This window comes from Sulfitobacter sediminivivens (assembly GCF_042611115.2).
In the GTDB taxonomy this organism is placed as follows: domain Bacteria; phylum Pseudomonadota; class Alphaproteobacteria; order Rhodobacterales; family Rhodobacteraceae; genus Sulfitobacter; species Sulfitobacter sediminivivens.
This window is the reverse complement of the sequence record NZ_JBHGAR020000011.1, coordinates 94,641-108,282: the sequence shown is the minus strand read 5'-3', so window position 1 is coordinate 108,282 and position 13,642 is coordinate 94,641. Positions and strand designations below refer to the sequence as shown.

General features: G+C 58.4%; 14 protein-coding genes and 2 pseudogenes. 8 read left to right on the top strand and 8 right to left on the bottom strand.

What is annotated here, in order from left to right; all coding sequences use genetic code 11:
* Window positions 1-25 precede the first annotated feature (25 nt).
* From ACEWL3_RS12790 to ACEWL3_RS12770, 5 genes and pseudogenes are all read right to left on the bottom strand, one after another.
* Window positions 26-970, bottom strand: a pseudogene (locus tag ACEWL3_RS12790) (ParB/RepB/Spo0J family partition protein); the annotation flags it as partial.
* A 163-nt stretch (window positions 971-1,133) separates the two neighbouring features.
* Complete coding sequence (locus tag ACEWL3_RS12785; protein WP_386182715.1) at window positions 1,134-1,739, bottom strand: hypothetical protein; 606 nt, start codon at window positions 1,737-1,739, stop codon at window positions 1,134-1,136.
* Between the two features lie 2 nt (window positions 1,740-1,741).
* Window positions 1,742-2,149: a hypothetical protein gene (locus ACEWL3_RS12780; RefSeq protein WP_386182713.1), complete on the bottom strand. Its 408-nt coding sequence runs from the start codon at window positions 2,147-2,149 to the stop codon at window positions 1,742-1,744.
* Between the two features lie 171 nt (window positions 2,150-2,320).
* A pseudogene (locus ACEWL3_RS12775) lies at window positions 2,321-3,513 on the bottom strand (DUF932 domain-containing protein).
* A 91-nt stretch (window positions 3,514-3,604) separates the two neighbouring features.
* A complete protein-coding gene (locus tag ACEWL3_RS12770) occupies window positions 3,605-4,693 on the bottom strand; it encodes a site-specific integrase (RefSeq protein WP_386182711.1) in 1,089 nt (362 codons plus the stop codon).
* Between the two features lie 113 nt (window positions 4,694-4,806).
* On the opposite strand from ACEWL3_RS12770, the gene dusA reads away from it, so the two are divergent.
* The 5 genes from dusA to ACEWL3_RS12745 are packed head-to-tail and all read left to right on the top strand — an operon-like array spanning window position 4,807 to window position 8,919.
* Window positions 4,807-5,808 carry a tRNA dihydrouridine(20/20a) synthase DusA gene (dusA, locus tag ACEWL3_RS12765; protein WP_386182709.1) on the top strand — a complete coding sequence of 334 codons (1,002 nt, stop codon included), beginning with the start codon at window positions 4,807-4,809 and terminating at the stop codon, window positions 5,806-5,808.
* A gap of 29 nt (window positions 5,809-5,837) precedes the next feature.
* Window positions 5,838-6,659, top strand: a complete 822-nt coding sequence (locus tag ACEWL3_RS12760) for a sulfite exporter TauE/SafE family protein (RefSeq protein WP_386182707.1) — start codon at window positions 5,838-5,840, stop codon at window positions 6,657-6,659.
* On the top strand, window positions 6,653-7,405 hold the full coding sequence (locus ACEWL3_RS12755) for a cupin domain-containing protein (protein WP_386182705.1): 753 nt from the start codon (window positions 6,653-6,655) through the stop codon (window positions 7,403-7,405). The genes ACEWL3_RS12760 and ACEWL3_RS12755 overlap by 7 nt, the downstream gene beginning before the upstream one ends.
* Window positions 7,406-7,465: 60 nt before the next feature.
* Window positions 7,466-8,320: an EamA family transporter gene (locus tag ACEWL3_RS12750; RefSeq protein ID WP_435000986.1), complete on the top strand. Its 855-nt coding sequence runs from the start codon at window positions 7,466-7,468 to the stop codon at window positions 8,318-8,320.
* On the top strand, window positions 8,320-8,919 hold the full coding sequence (locus tag ACEWL3_RS12745; RefSeq protein WP_386182701.1) for a metallophosphoesterase family protein: 600 nt from the start codon (window positions 8,320-8,322) through the stop codon (window positions 8,917-8,919). Before ACEWL3_RS12750 ends, ACEWL3_RS12745 begins: the two co-directional genes overlap by 1 nt.
* Before the next feature lie 380 nt (window positions 8,920-9,299).
* Here ACEWL3_RS12745 and ACEWL3_RS12740 read toward each other — a convergent pair whose 3' ends face one another.
* The 3 genes from ACEWL3_RS12740 to ccmI are packed head-to-tail and all read right to left on the bottom strand — an operon-like array spanning window position 9,300 to window position 11,258.
* Complete coding sequence (locus tag ACEWL3_RS12740; RefSeq protein ID WP_386182699.1) at window positions 9,300-9,539, bottom strand: DUF1289 domain-containing protein; 240 nt, start codon at window positions 9,537-9,539, stop codon at window positions 9,300-9,302.
* Window positions 9,529-10,035, bottom strand: a complete 507-nt coding sequence (gene ruvX / locus ACEWL3_RS12735; RefSeq protein ID WP_386182697.1) for a Holliday junction resolvase RuvX — start codon at window positions 10,033-10,035, stop codon at window positions 9,529-9,531. The genes ACEWL3_RS12740 and ruvX overlap by 11 nt, the downstream gene beginning before the upstream one ends.
* Window positions 10,032-11,258, bottom strand: a complete 1,227-nt coding sequence (ccmI, locus tag ACEWL3_RS12730) for a c-type cytochrome biogenesis protein CcmI (RefSeq protein WP_386182695.1) — start codon at window positions 11,256-11,258, stop codon at window positions 10,032-10,034. The genes ruvX and ccmI overlap by 4 nt, the downstream gene beginning before the upstream one ends.
* A 261-nt stretch (window positions 11,259-11,519) precedes the next feature.
* Here ccmI and ACEWL3_RS12725 point away from each other — a divergent pair, with 261 nt between their 5' ends.
* From ACEWL3_RS12725 to ACEWL3_RS12715, 3 genes are all read left to right on the top strand, one after another.
* Window positions 11,520-12,764: a sarcosine oxidase subunit beta family protein gene (locus ACEWL3_RS12725; protein ID WP_386182693.1), complete on the top strand. Its 1,245-nt coding sequence runs from the start codon at window positions 11,520-11,522 to the stop codon at window positions 12,762-12,764.
* A 103-nt stretch (window positions 12,765-12,867) separates the two neighbouring features.
* Window positions 12,868-13,110 carry a hypothetical protein gene (locus ACEWL3_RS12720; protein WP_114878115.1) on the top strand — a complete coding sequence of 81 codons (243 nt, stop codon included), beginning with the start codon at window positions 12,868-12,870 and terminating at the stop codon, window positions 13,108-13,110.
* Window positions 13,111-13,278: 168 nt separating this feature from the next.
* The gene (locus tag ACEWL3_RS12715; protein ID WP_386182690.1) at window positions 13,279-13,452 is read left to right on the top strand and encodes a hypothetical protein; all 174 of its coding nucleotides are present in this window, start codon (window positions 13,279-13,281) and stop codon (window positions 13,450-13,452) included.
* The last annotated feature ends 190 nt before the right edge of the window (window positions 13,453-13,642 follow it).

Genomic DNA, 13,642 nt, shown 5'->3' with positions numbered 1-13,642 from the left:
GGCTGCGGTTTGCGCTTGCAAGGACTTTTAGGCCAGCCTGTCGCACGGCCTCGAGGTCGCTCATCGGATCAGCCTCGCCATGAATGCGCCGCATGCCGAAGGTGTGGCCATAAGGGAACTCGGTATCGACCTCGACCCATTTCCAGCCCTCGGCGCGCACCCCCTCGGCCAGTTTCTCGCGCACCATGACGTCAAGAAGGGCGGCATCCTGCAGCCAGCCGCCGTCGTCCTGCTGGAACAGGTCGCGCAGGATCTCGCCCCCGGCCTCGACGTAATCCTCGAGCCCGACGAACTGCGCCCGCTTGTCCGAGGCCCGCACCGCACCCTCGGTCAGCATGCGGCGGATCTCATGAGGCGCTCGCGAATAGTGCCGCTGTAGCGCCTCCCAAACCTGCTCCTGCCGCGCATGATCGGGATTGACCGTGAAGGCCATCAGCTGGTCGAGCGTCATTTCCTCCTCGGCGTAGACGTCATGCAGCGCGGGTGCGACTGCGGCGAGCTTCAGCCGCTGCTTGACCACACTGGCCGAGACGAAGAAGGCGGCGGCGATCTCCTCCTCCGTGCGGCCCTTCTCGCGCATCGCCTGAAACGCACGAAACTGGTCCAGCGGATGCAGCGGTGCGCGCTGGATATTTTCGGCCAGGCTGTCTTCTTCGGCGAGGCCGTCCATGCGTACGATGCAGGGGACCAGCGCCGTCTTGTTCAAGCGCTTCTGCTTCACGAGCAGTTCCAGCGCCCGGAACCGCCGCCCACCGGCAGGGATCGTGAACATGCCGGTCTCGGCACCATTGTCATCCAGCACGGGCCGCACTGTGATGGAACTGAGCAGCGTCCGCCGCGCGATGTCCTCGGCCAGCTCCTCGATCGAGACGCCCGCCTTGACGTGGCGCACGTTCGACTGGCTCAGCATCAGCTTGTTAAGGGGAATGTCGCGCGAGGCGCTGAGGGTGATCTTTTGTTGCTTGGTCATTGAGATATCTCCGCGACGGGCCAGCCGGGAGCCACTCTCTCGACCTCCAAACCCGTCACGGAAAACCCGACACCCCTCTCACTCTAGAGGCTATCTGCGAGACACCCCTGCGGTTCAACTCTACCTACCACGCAGTTCATCTTTCCCCTTGAGGGCAGCAAGCCTACTCCCCGCAGAATTTGAGAAAGTAACAAAGAAACGTAATGACGTTCGGAGAAACGATAGTACAGATTCCTGAGAACAAAAGAACGGCAGTGGCGCACCGCAATCCATGCTGATCATATGCGCGCATCTGCAGATCGGCGTCATACATTGCGCCTTGAAACGATTTCCAGTCTTTGCATTCGCATAGCTTTTTAGCATCGGTGAGATTTGTCGTGGCGTTCAATTTTGTCCCGTTTGGCAGATCTGGCGGCTGATTTTCTTCGAACCGGTCAAGGATGTTCTTAAATTGGTCACGCCGATCGGAAAAGAAACCCCAAGAAGAAACCGACTTCCAATACTCAAGGTGTTCAGTCCGACTTCTCGGTTGCCGGTACTCAGGTGTCGCAACAAGAATCGGAAAAAGGTACCCAAGCAAAAAGAGAAATGCGCCGACTAAGGTAACATAGTAGCGCCAATCCGCACCAAAGACCCATTCGACGAAACCAGTCTTTGGCAGTATGACAATTGAAAGAGACGCTGCCGCCAAAGCCTGGCTGACAAAAGACGCTCGAACGGAGTTAATCGTGGACCAGTCTCGTGGTATGTTGTTGGCTTTCAAATTCAAAGTTACGCCTTAGCAGCTTGCTCGCCCCCGAAGTGGTTCGCGATTGATACGAGCAGGTCTAAAAGAGATATCTGCCCAGAGAAAATAAAGTCAGACTTTGCCTCCTTGCCCTCGCCAGAACGATCAATTTCTTGAAGTCTTCTCAGAACTTGTTGATATCTATTAGCGTTATCTAGCTGATCAAATGGCAAGGTAAGAAGGTCATAAATGCCTACAAAAGGCAGGGACGTAGAAATGGAAAATGACACATTCACGCGTATGAAAGGAAGCATCATACGTAGGCTTTCCGCCAGGCCGTCTTCACCGCAATTTTTGATGCAACGACCGGGTGGGTCAGCGTACACTGCGGTTCCAGATCCTGGGCATTCTATCCAGCAGTCTGGGTGCTTTGGATCTTGATATCTATTCATTCTAAAATTTCCCGCTTAACAAATGGATATTTAGGAGTCACTATAATGCAATCTGAGCCAACTCATTGAGCCTCTGCGTGTTGTAGTTTGCAGCAGACGCGCTCTTGGGACAAGGCTTTTGAGCGTTCTGGCATTCCATTCTTGGAATGCCAGAAGTCAAGAAATAATCCCCTAAATGGTTTGCTCCAACAACCCCTTCGCCTTCCCCTCCATCACCAGCCGCGAATCCTGCTGCGGCTTCGACCGGGCGACGGCGGTGATCCCCTGCACGAAGTCGAAGACGCTCTCGGGCGGGCGGCCTTCCTCGGCCAGCACCGTCTCGACGATCCGCCCCGTCTCCGCCTTCGAGAAGCCCCGTTTGCGCAGGAAATCCTGCCGGTCCTCGTCTGTCCGCGCGACGATCTTCTCGCGCGCCGCGCGGATGCCGTCGATAAATGACGCGGACGAGGACTCGGCGAAGCGGGTCAGCGCCGGGGCGGCCTCGTGGGCAAAGCGGGAGGCCGCGTATTTCGAGTGGCGGATCCTGATCTCTTGGAAATCCTCGACGCCCCAGAGGTTGCGGTTCTGGCAGACCGCGCGCAGGTAGAAGTTGGCGATGCCGAGCGTCTTGGCTCCGACTTCCGAATTCCAGCAGTAGAACCCCCGGAAATAGAGGTCTGGCGAGCCGTCAGGCAGCAGCCCCGCCTCAATGGGGTTCAGATCATCGACCAGAAAGAGGAAGACGTCGCGGTCTGAAGCATAAAGTGTGGTGGTGTCTTTGGTGATATCGACCCGGGGATTGTAGATGCCGGTCGACCAGTCAAGTACGCCGGGCACCTTCCAGCGCGTGTCACCCGTGCCGTTGCCTGCGATGCGCTGGACGGCGGAGACAAGCTCGTGATCGTAGATGCGGCCATAGTCGGGGCCGGTCACAGCACGCAGTTGGTGCGCCCATCCCCGGTTTCTAGTGTCTTGATTTGTTCCGCGCGGTGGTTGGTCAGCCCATATTGCAGGTTGATCCCCGCCAATGGTGCAGGCAGTTGGCGCAGATAGGCGGCGGGCGCGCCGACGAGGCTCGAAAGCTGGCCAAAGCTCCAATGCGTTGGCGCAATCGGCTCATCAGCTCCGGGCAGGACCAGCCCCAACTTCTCGGGGTTGTCGCGATGGGCCTCGACGCGGATCGCAGCGCTTTCCACTGTTCGCGTCCGGCTCCGATCGGCCCGGCCTTTGACCGAGGCAAAGAGATCGTCGAGCGACAAAAACCGCTCGTCATCCGGTCGCGAGAACCATTCGGACGAGACGCGATCCACATTCGTGCCGCGCGACACATCCACCTTGTAGCCGCCGCTGATGTCACGCCCGGCATCGATAATCTCGGTATTCATGGGTTTTCTCCCGCGACGGGCGGCCGGGAGTCTCTCTCTCGAGCTCCAATCCCGTCACGGACCGGGAAAGCGTTCCTCTCACTCTCTGTGATCACTCGGCTGCTAGGTGACCGGACGGGAACGGCGGGCGCGCCGCGGCCAAGCCATGCAACGCTTCCGGCCGGATATGCGTATAGCGACGCAGCATCTTCCAATCCTTGTGCCCGGTAACCAGCGCGACCTGTTCGATGGCGAAGCCGGCCTCGAACAGGCGGCTTGTGCCCTCATGGAGTAAGTCGTGGAAGTGCAGGTCCTTGATGCCGACTTCGACGCAAGCCCTGCGGAAGGCTGTTCCGACGGATGGCGAATTGTAGGGAAAAATCCGGCCCGTCGCGCGCCGAAGTTCCTTGGCCTGAGCCGTAGCAAGCGCCCAGGCGTCGAACCCAGTGGCGGCAAAGAGCGGGATCCGCTGGTCGTTGCCAGTCTTATTGCGTGGGTCTTTCCGGTCGCGGATCAGGAGCATGCGCCGATCAAGGTCGAGATCCGTCCACTCGACCCGGCAAATTTCGTCCAGCCGCATCGCTGTGGCCACTGCAAACTGCACGATCCTAGTCATTGGCAGGGTTAGCCGGTCGTTGTCATCGAAGCAGCGGAAAAGGCGGTTCAACTCATCCTTAGTGGGTCGGCGATCCCGCTCGGTGCCCTTGCCGATCAATCCGAGTCGTTTGAAGGCGACACGGGCCAGATCGACGGGTTCGGAGGAGATGTCGAGACCATGGACGGCAGCAGCATGGGTGATGACCATTTTGGTCACGCCGATATCGATACCAAGTGTCACCGGACCCGCGCCTTGCTCCGCGCGCATTTTGCCATAATCGATCATCTTTTGGCGATCGAGGTGCCCGATCCGCTCCTTGACCAGATCGCGCTTCAAGGCGGCAAGAGTTGCGGCCTTGCTGCGGCGCGGCGGTTTGCCTACCTCGCACATATCCACTATGTGAAGATCGATCAGATCGCCGAAGGTTGCGAGACGTGAGACGGATGACTTGTTCGGGGCTAACCCCTGATCCACCCGGGTCTCCGCCTGACGCGCCCAGCGATGGGCGTCATCGCGTAGGAGAAACGTCTCGCTCGCGTAGCGGCCCTTTCGTCTGATCTTGACCCGGTAAGCACCGGAGGGGAGTTTTGTGATGGAGGCCATTTTCGTGTGCGCTGTGTGTGCAATGAGTCGTCGTAGAGGGGCAAATTCGGGGATATTGGGGCGTAGTGCAGCGTAGCAGCAACCGCCGCCCACAGTTTGAAGATACATAAAATATGAAAATAAATCAACATGCTAGACTTTCTATTGCCCCAATGATGGATTGGACAGACCGCCATTGCCGGTATCTGCACCGTTTGCTCAGCAAAGAGGCGCTGCTCTATACGGAAATGGTGACCTCGCCGGCGCTTGTGCGGGGTGGTGCGCTGCATTTGTTGGATCATCATCCGTCGGAGCATCCTGTCGCGTTACAATTGGGCGGATCTGATCCGGATGAATTGGCCGAGGCGGCGCGGATTGGGGCGCAGGCGGGGTATGACGAGATTAATCTCAATGTCGGGTGCCCGTCGGACAGGGTGCAGTCCGGGTCATTTGGTGCGATCCTGATGGAGCACCCTGCGCTTGTTGCGCGTTGTGTCGCGGCGATGCGCGCGGCCGTAGAGGTCGAAGTCACGGTGAAATGCCGCATTGGCGTGGACGATCAGGACCCACAGGTGGTGCTGCCCGAATTTCTGGCGCATGTGGTTGGCGCGGGATGTACCCGTGTGGCGATCCATGCCCGCAAGGCGTGGCTGGAAGGGCTGTCGCCCAAGGAAAACCGCGATATTCCGCCACTTGATTATGACATCGTGCGCCAAATGAAAGGGCTCTTTCCCAATCTGCATATTTCGGTCAATGGCGGGATCACAACGTTGGATCAGGCCAAAGGGTTTCTCGACGCGGGTTTGGATGGGGTGATGATCGGGCGCAGTGCCTATCATGCGCCCTGCGATATCCTGTGTGCAGCAGACCGGGTGATCTTTGGCAAAGGCGGGGACACCAATGCCGTCGATGCCGTGCGGGCAATGGTACCCTACATCGACGCGCATCTGGCTCAGGGCGGCAAGCTGAATCAAATCACGCGCCACATGCTGGGCCTATTTACCGGGCGACCCGGTGCCCGGATCTGGCGGCGGATGTTGTCCGAAGGCGCACATTTGCCGGGGGCTGGATCCGCGCTTGTGCTCGATGCTCTTGGCGCGGTGGAAACACTGGTCCAACCCCAAGAAGCGGTGTAGCACCGTCAGAACCGCGTGGGGACCTCAAGATGCCTGAGACAATGTTACTGGTGCAGATGACGCTTTTGCTGATGATAATCGGTGCCTTTGCCGGTGTGCTTGCAGGCCTCTTGGGCGTGGGCGGCGGCATTGTTCTGGTGCCCGCATTTTTCTATGCGTTTCAAACACTTGGTTATGGCGGTCCGCAGTTGATGCAGATGTGTCTGGCAACTTCGCTTGCCACCATCATGGTGACATCCATCAGGTCGGTACACAGCCATAACAAAAAGGGTGCCGTGGATTGGGATATCCTGCGCACATGGGCACCCGGTATCGTGATCGGGGCGATTTTAGGCATGCTGCTGGTCGCCCAACTGCGCACCAATACGCTGCAGATTATCTTTGGTAGTCTGGCTTTGATTGTAGGCCTCTATATGGGGTTCAGTCGCGCGCATTGGCGGGTGGCTGAGGCAATGCCCACGGGCGTCGCACGCGTCATCCTGTCGCCCGGTGTGGGGTTCCTTTCGGTCCTGATGGGCATCGGCGGCGGCAGTTTCGGAGTGCCGTTGATGAGCCTTTATAACACGCCGATTCACCGTGCTGTTGCCACCGCAGCAGGGTTTGGCGTGCTGATTGCCGTGCCCGCAGTTGTTGGGTTCCTTTTCGTTGACATGCAGTCAGGCAAGCCGCCGCTGACCATCGGGGCGGTTAATCTTGTGGCGTTTATCATTGTTATCGCCATGACGCTGATCACGGCACCATTAGGGGTCAGGCTGGCCCATGCGACGGACCCAAAGCGGCTGAAACGGGTATTTGCGGTATTTTTAGTGCTGGTCGCGCTGAACATGTTGCGCAAGGCGTTGGGATGGTGACGACGTGGGCCAGAGACGGTTTTTGCGTCTTTGCCCATGACGCGGCGACCTTGGCCTGGACCAATGCCGCGCATCGGCTTGCGGTTCAGGTGTCCAAGGACCCTGTAATGCGCGCCGCCAATCTGCGCCACGGTGACACGTGGTTTGTCGGTGTCGACGCTTTGCCCAATGATCCCGACGGCAGCATCGCGGGTGTCGCTTTGGATGGTCCCTGGGCCGAACACATCAAGCGGCCACAGATCTGGCACCCCGCGCAATTGTCCATTGTCTATCCGGGCTATCCCAGACAGGACCCGGACGAAACAGATGCAAATCACCAGTATCGGATTTCCCGAAAGGCGGCCCATGTGGACGGGCTGTTACCCGTTGGTACTCATCGGCGGCGCTATATGCGCGAACCACATGCCTTTATTCTTGGTCTACCGCTTAATGTCGCGGATGCCGCACCGCTGATTGTCTGGCCCGGCAGCCACCGGATTATGGGGGCGGCGTTTCGCGGTGAGATTGGGGATAAAGACCCGACCAAGGTAGACCTGACAGACACCTATCACGGCGCGCGCCGTACCGTGTTTGCGGAAACTGAACCAGTGCCGGTTGTGGCCAAACCGGGTCAGGCAATCTTGTTGCACCGCCATATGTTGCACGGCGTTGATATTTGGCACCCTCAGGCGATCGCCCCGCCCGAGGGTCGCATGATCGCCTATTTCCGGCCCGAGTTTTCGCCAGACGCATGGGTTGATGCCTGATCATTTCGCTTGTCTCTGTCTGTCACCCGTGGTTGCTTTGCCCGACACTCAATCAGGATCATGCGTTTGTCTTCACTTGTTTTTACGGCTGTCCTTTGTGCAGCATTGTTACACGCCGTCTGGAACGCATTGGTCAAGGGCGGCGCGGACAAGCGGGTCAATATGGCCTGCGTGGTAATCGGGCACACGCCCGCGGCGTTGATTGTTTTGTGTCTGGTACCGCTGCCCGCGTTTGCCAGCTGGCCCTATCTGATCGGCGGCATGTTGTGCCATTTTGGCTATCAGGTGTTCTTGCTCAACGCCTACAACAAAGGTGATCTCAGCCAAGTTTACCCCATCGCGCGCGGCTCTGCTCCGCTGATTGTTGCGGCGGTGTCGGTGTTTGGCTTGGGCGTGGTTCTGGCCCCGCTGGAATTGCTGGCAGTGGCGATCATCGCATTGGGGTTAATGAGCATGGCACTGGTGCGTCAGTCGGACGGTACCCGCAACCTGCCCGCGGCCAGGCTGGCGCTGATCACCGGGTGTTTCATTGCATCGTATTCACTGATTGACGGTCTGGGCGCGCGGGTCTCTGGCAGTCCATGGGGGTTTTATGGGCTGCTTGGCGTGCTAAATGCCATCGTATTCACCGCCTATCTTGCGATGACCACACCCCAGGTCCTGAGGCGCACCTTTACCAGCGGCTTGCGCATCTTTTTCATTGGCGGGACCGCATCCTTCGTGGCCTACTCGCTGGTGATCTGGGCCTTTACCCAGGCACCGATTGCGCTTGTGACAGCGTTGCGCGAAACCAGCATTGTTTTTGCGCTGCTGATCGGGGTGTTCTTTTTCCGCGAACGTATGGACCTGCCAAAGCTGATCGCCACCTTTGCGACGCTCAGCGGGGCGGCACTCCTGAGATTTGCGAGAATTTAATGCACATATTGGCGACCTCAGACCTGCATTGTGATTTGGCCGCAACCCAAGCGCTTGTTGGCTCTGCAGCGCAGGCAGATGTTGTGGTGGTCGCCGGTGATCTGGCCACCAAGGGGCAGGGGGCAGCGCCCCTTTTGGATCTGCTCAGAACCATTCCGCGCCCGGTGATCCTTGTGCCTGGCAACCACGACCGACTGGCCGAAATGCGCAGTTATTGCACCGATTGGCACGATGGGCATGTGCTGCACGGCGATGCCGTCCGGTTTCAGGACATCGCGTTTTTTGGCCTCGGGGCCGAGATCCCGCGCCGCACCGATGAGGTGTGGAATTTCGCGATGACAGAGCCTCAGGCGGCGCGTGCTTTGGCGGCCTGTCCGCCGGGTGCAGTTTTGGTCACCCATACGCCACCAAAAGGCCTTTGTGACCGCCAGAAGGACGGCCGCCATGAGGGATCATCCTCCGTACTCGATGTGCTGCAAAACAAGGGACCGCGCCTGCATTTGTGCGGTCATATTCAGGCAAGTTTTGGTCAGTCGGCGCAGGTCGGCCATTGCCCCGTACACAACCTTGGGCCGACCCTAAGTTGGTTCAAAGTCTGACAAATACAATTGTAGATTGAATATTCCCCACAATCACCCCGACCGCGCCTTATTGTTGCCATTTCAAACACAATACTCAAACCCATGGAATCCGGAAACACCGGGAGAACCGAGAGTAACAAAAGGTAGTGTGTTTGATGAGGATCATATTGACGGGGCCAAAGGGAAATCTTGGATACTGGGACGCAAACACCCGCACCACCGGGCAACATGCGTTTGGATTTCAAGGTCGCTTTCGAAATCAAACCAGCTGTTCATTTGCGCGACTCTCAGCGTTTGCAAAGAACAGCAATCATGCCCCGTCAGGCCAAGACGGCGCGATTACATGTGAACAGGGTCTCGACCTGCTCCATTCGATTGCGCAGATACGATGACCAGAGCTAGCTCTGCCGCCGCGCCATGCGTGCCGCACGTCCTCCACGGCGCTTAGAAAACGCACCGGCGCGGCTGGGCAGTTCAGCCATCACAATCCGCCTTTCATCCGGGCTCATCCGTGACCAGCGGCCAATCTCGTCGATGGACCGCAGACATCCCGTGCAGAGCCGCGAGTCAGGATGCACCACGCAAATCTTGATGCAGGGGCTTTCGACTTCGTCGCGCTTCCAAACGTCATCCACCAATTTCCGCGCCACCTTGTTGTAAGCCACCTGTGCGCAGCACCGCCAAGCGGTCAAGCACGCCTTGCAAGATATACCCGGCAGCGACGTGATCAATCACCTCTGCGCGACGTTTTCGCGTCGTATCCGCCTCAAGCAGCGCTTTTTCAGCGGCAACCGTGGACAGGCGTTCATCCCAAAAGGTGATCGGCAGCGGCAACAAGCGGTCAAAGTTTCGGGCAAAGGCGCGTGTTGACTGGCATCGCGGTCCTTCCGAGCCGTCCATGTTGCGCGGCAACCCCAACACCAGACCGCCGATGCGTCGGTCTGTAATGATCTCGACCAGACGTGCAGCATCAAGGCCGAATTTCTTGCGCCGCACGGTCTCAAGCGGGGTCGAGACGCTTAGAAAACTATCGCTGACCGCAACGCCAATGGTCTTTTCACCCAGATCAAGACCGATCAAGGCCTGCATCGGCGGTAGGGCTGCGGCAAATTCGGTGATGTCGTCGATGATCATTCGGCAACCCCGGCCTGGCTTCCGGCCGCGCGGATGATGTCAAGCGCGCCTGCGTCACCGGCAAAGACCTCCAACGCGTTGTTAAAAACGGCAAGCGCCTGATCCTGTTCCCCCAGCACCCCAAGCGAGGTAATCAATCGGGCCCAGTCGGTGGGCGGCCCGCCATCGGTTGCCAGCCGGTCCGAGAGGCCCGCAACCATGCCGCCGATCATTTCCATTCGGTCATCGGCACTCATCTCGGCGGCGGCATCAATGTCAGCAGCAGAGGGGCCTTTTGCATCACCAGTGCCAGATGGGGGCAATGTGTAATCCACCCCGGCCAACTGCGCGATGGGCATGATCTGCTCGCGGATCGGCGCAATCCAGGGCGCATCCGCCGGGCCGCGCCGCAGCAGGTTGTCCCACAGACGAAAGGTGATATCGGGCCGCCCGGTCTGAACCATCATCAAACCGATGTAATACCGTGCCCGGCCATCTTCCATGTCCTGGGCCAGCACGGCGCGCAACGCTGTCTCGGCCTGAGGCGACACATAGCCGCCCGCTGCCAAGACCAGGAGTTCAGCATAATCACCGATATCCTTGACCGTAGCGCTGCCACCCATGATCCTCAGCACTTCTTTCTGCGCGGCAGCGGCGGCACTGAAGTTTCCTACATTTGCTTCGTTCTGGGCCAAAAGTCGGTGTCCTTGCAGATCGTCAGGCCGTTCGGCCACGGTTGCGCGTAGCTGGTCCAGAAGCTTCAGATAATCCGCGCCGAGCCCTTCAAGGGACGGTGTCGCTGGCAGGCTGTCTTCGGCGCTCTTTTGATCGGGCCGGGTTTCGCGCATTTTCTCGGCAAAGGCGATGCGGTCCGCAAGTGCAAGATCACCGTATCCCGGCTGTCCCAGTTTGGCATAAAGGGCGATACTGCCAGCGACCAAGGCCAGAACGACGATGAAAAGCACGATTGATGGGCGATGTTGATCGACTTTGGGCACATCGGCCCGTGCCGCATCCGCCGCCAATATCCGACGCGAAATTTCGGTGCGCACCCGCTCCGCATCATCGGCAGGAACGACGCCGCGGGCCACATCCCGCTCGACCGCAGCCAATTGGTCGCGATAAACCTGAATGTCATATTGCTCTGGTTCCGGCATTGCAATTTGCGCGCCGCGCCACATCGCACGGCCCAGCAACAAGGCCACCAAAGCGGCCATTGCGACAGTGGTTATCCAGAAGATCATGAATGTTTCGACAAGTTATTCATGGGGTCTACCTAACCTGTGAAACGGATCGACAAAAGGGGACAAATTGACATGGTGCGGATTGGGCTGGCACGCGATAATCCCCAATTGCAGGCAATGTCGCAAAATTGCTAAGGAGTGCCGTGGGGAGTATCCTCTTTTCTACTGATCACTCCAGAACAGAACAGGATGCGCCCGCGATGCGAATCTATGTCGTATTTGTCGTGAGAACATCGTCTATCCATGCCGGGGAAGCCTAATATGAAGAAGTACTCAGTATTTGCAGTGGCCCGCGAGGCGATGCGCCACCACACAGGCTGGAACCGGGCATGGCGCGATGCACAGCCCAAGAAACGCTATGATGTGATCATTGTGGGCGCGGGTGGGCACGGATTGGCCACAGCGTATTACCTTGGCAAGAATTTTGGCATCACCAATGTGGCGATCTTGGAAAAAGGCTGGCTTGGCGGCGGCAACACCGGGCGCAACACCACAATCATCCGCTCCAACTACCTACAGGATCCCTCTGCCGCGATCTATGAGAAATCCCGTTCACTTTATGAAACCATGAGCCAGGACCTGAACTATAACGTCATGTTCTCGCCCCGCGGCGTGATCATGCTGGCGCAGACCGAACATGAGGTGCGTGGATACAAACGCACCGCACATGCCAACAACCTGCAAGGCGTGAAGACCGAATTTATCGGGCCGGAAAAGGTCAAATCGCTGGTCCCAATCATCAACATCGACGGGCCGCGCTATCCTGTCTTGGGGGGGCTGTGGCAGGCGCGCGGCGGCACCGCACGCCACGATGCGGTGGCCTGGGGCTATGCGCGTGCGTGTTCCGACATGGGCATGGATGTGATCCAGAAATGCGAAGTCACGGGCATCCGTCAAACGGCCGGCAAAGTCACCGGCGTGTCAACGACGCGCGGCGACATCGATTGCGACAAGCTGGGCATGGTGGTTGCGGGCCATTCCGGGCATCTGGCTGATATGGCCGGGTTCCGCCTGCCGATTGAATCGGTGGCCTTGCAAGCGCTTGTCTCTGAGCCGATCAAGCCTTGTATGGACGTGGTTGTGATGGCCAACACCGTCCACGGTTATATGTCTCAGTCTGACAAGGGCGAGATGGTTATCGGCGGCGGCACCGACGGCTATAACAACTACACCCAGCGCGGGTCGTTCCACCACATCGAGGAAACCGTGCGTGCGTTGATTGAGACCTTCCCGATGGTCAGCCGCCTTAAGATGCTGCGCCAGTGGGGCGGGATTGTGGATGTGACGGGCGACCGGTCACCGATCCTGTCGAAAACGCCCGTTGATGGCGTGTTTATCAACTGTGGCTGGGGCACCGGCGGGTTCAAGGCAATTCCCGGTTCCGGTTGGGCAATGGCCGAACTGATGGCCAAGGGGCGTTCACCGCTGACCGACGCCTTTGGGCTGAACCGGTTCCAGGAAGGACGCTTTATTGATGAAAGCGTGGCCGCGGGGGTCGCGCATTGATGCATCTGTTCGACACCATCTCTGAAAGACCAATCTTCGTGCGGAACCATGCCGTTGCGGGCTGCGTTGACCGTGCAGAATTGGAAATATCAGGAGACAACCAATGGCTGACCCTAACGAAACACGCTCCGATCACACAACCACAACCACCACGACCACCACTGGTGGGTCCGGTATGGGCTTTGTCGTCGGCGCACTTGTCGTCGTGGTCGCAGGACTTGCGTACTTCATGTTTGCGGGCGGTGACGTCGGCGGGTCTGATGACGTCAACATCACTGTTGAAGGTGCAGGCGCTGCCGTTGAAGGTGCTGCGGAAGCCGTCGAAGGCACTGTTGAAGGCAACTAAAGCTTTCCTGCATAACGGAAAAATCAAGCAAGCTGGCATCCGAAACGGTGCCAGCTTTTGCGTGGCGGGCTGGGCCATGAATGGCCGAAAACCGAAGCATTCGGATAAAACTGTTGCCAGATTGTGCTTTGATGCCATGATTTCCTTATTCAAAAGGAGGAATGGACCATGTCAGAAACCATTCACAGCGGCAACGGCACCCAGCGCGGTGTCATCATCGCGATTGTTGTCCTGGTCATTTTCATTGCGGGCATTGCAATGCTCGGGAACGGGTCAGCGCCAACTGAAGACGCAGCACCAACAGCACCTGCCGAGACTGGCGCAGCCGACACCAACGGCTGAACGGCGCATTTACGCGCAGCCCTGGCCAAACACCCTCTGGGGTGCATTAACATTTGCGATATGTTCAACAGGTCAGCGGACTGCTGCTTGGTTGAACGCGCGGGCTGATCGGCTGGCAGGATGCCCGCCTTTTGTTGAGATATGCACCGGGAAACAGTCTGTGCCCGTCGAAGTCATGCCCAGACGGCGT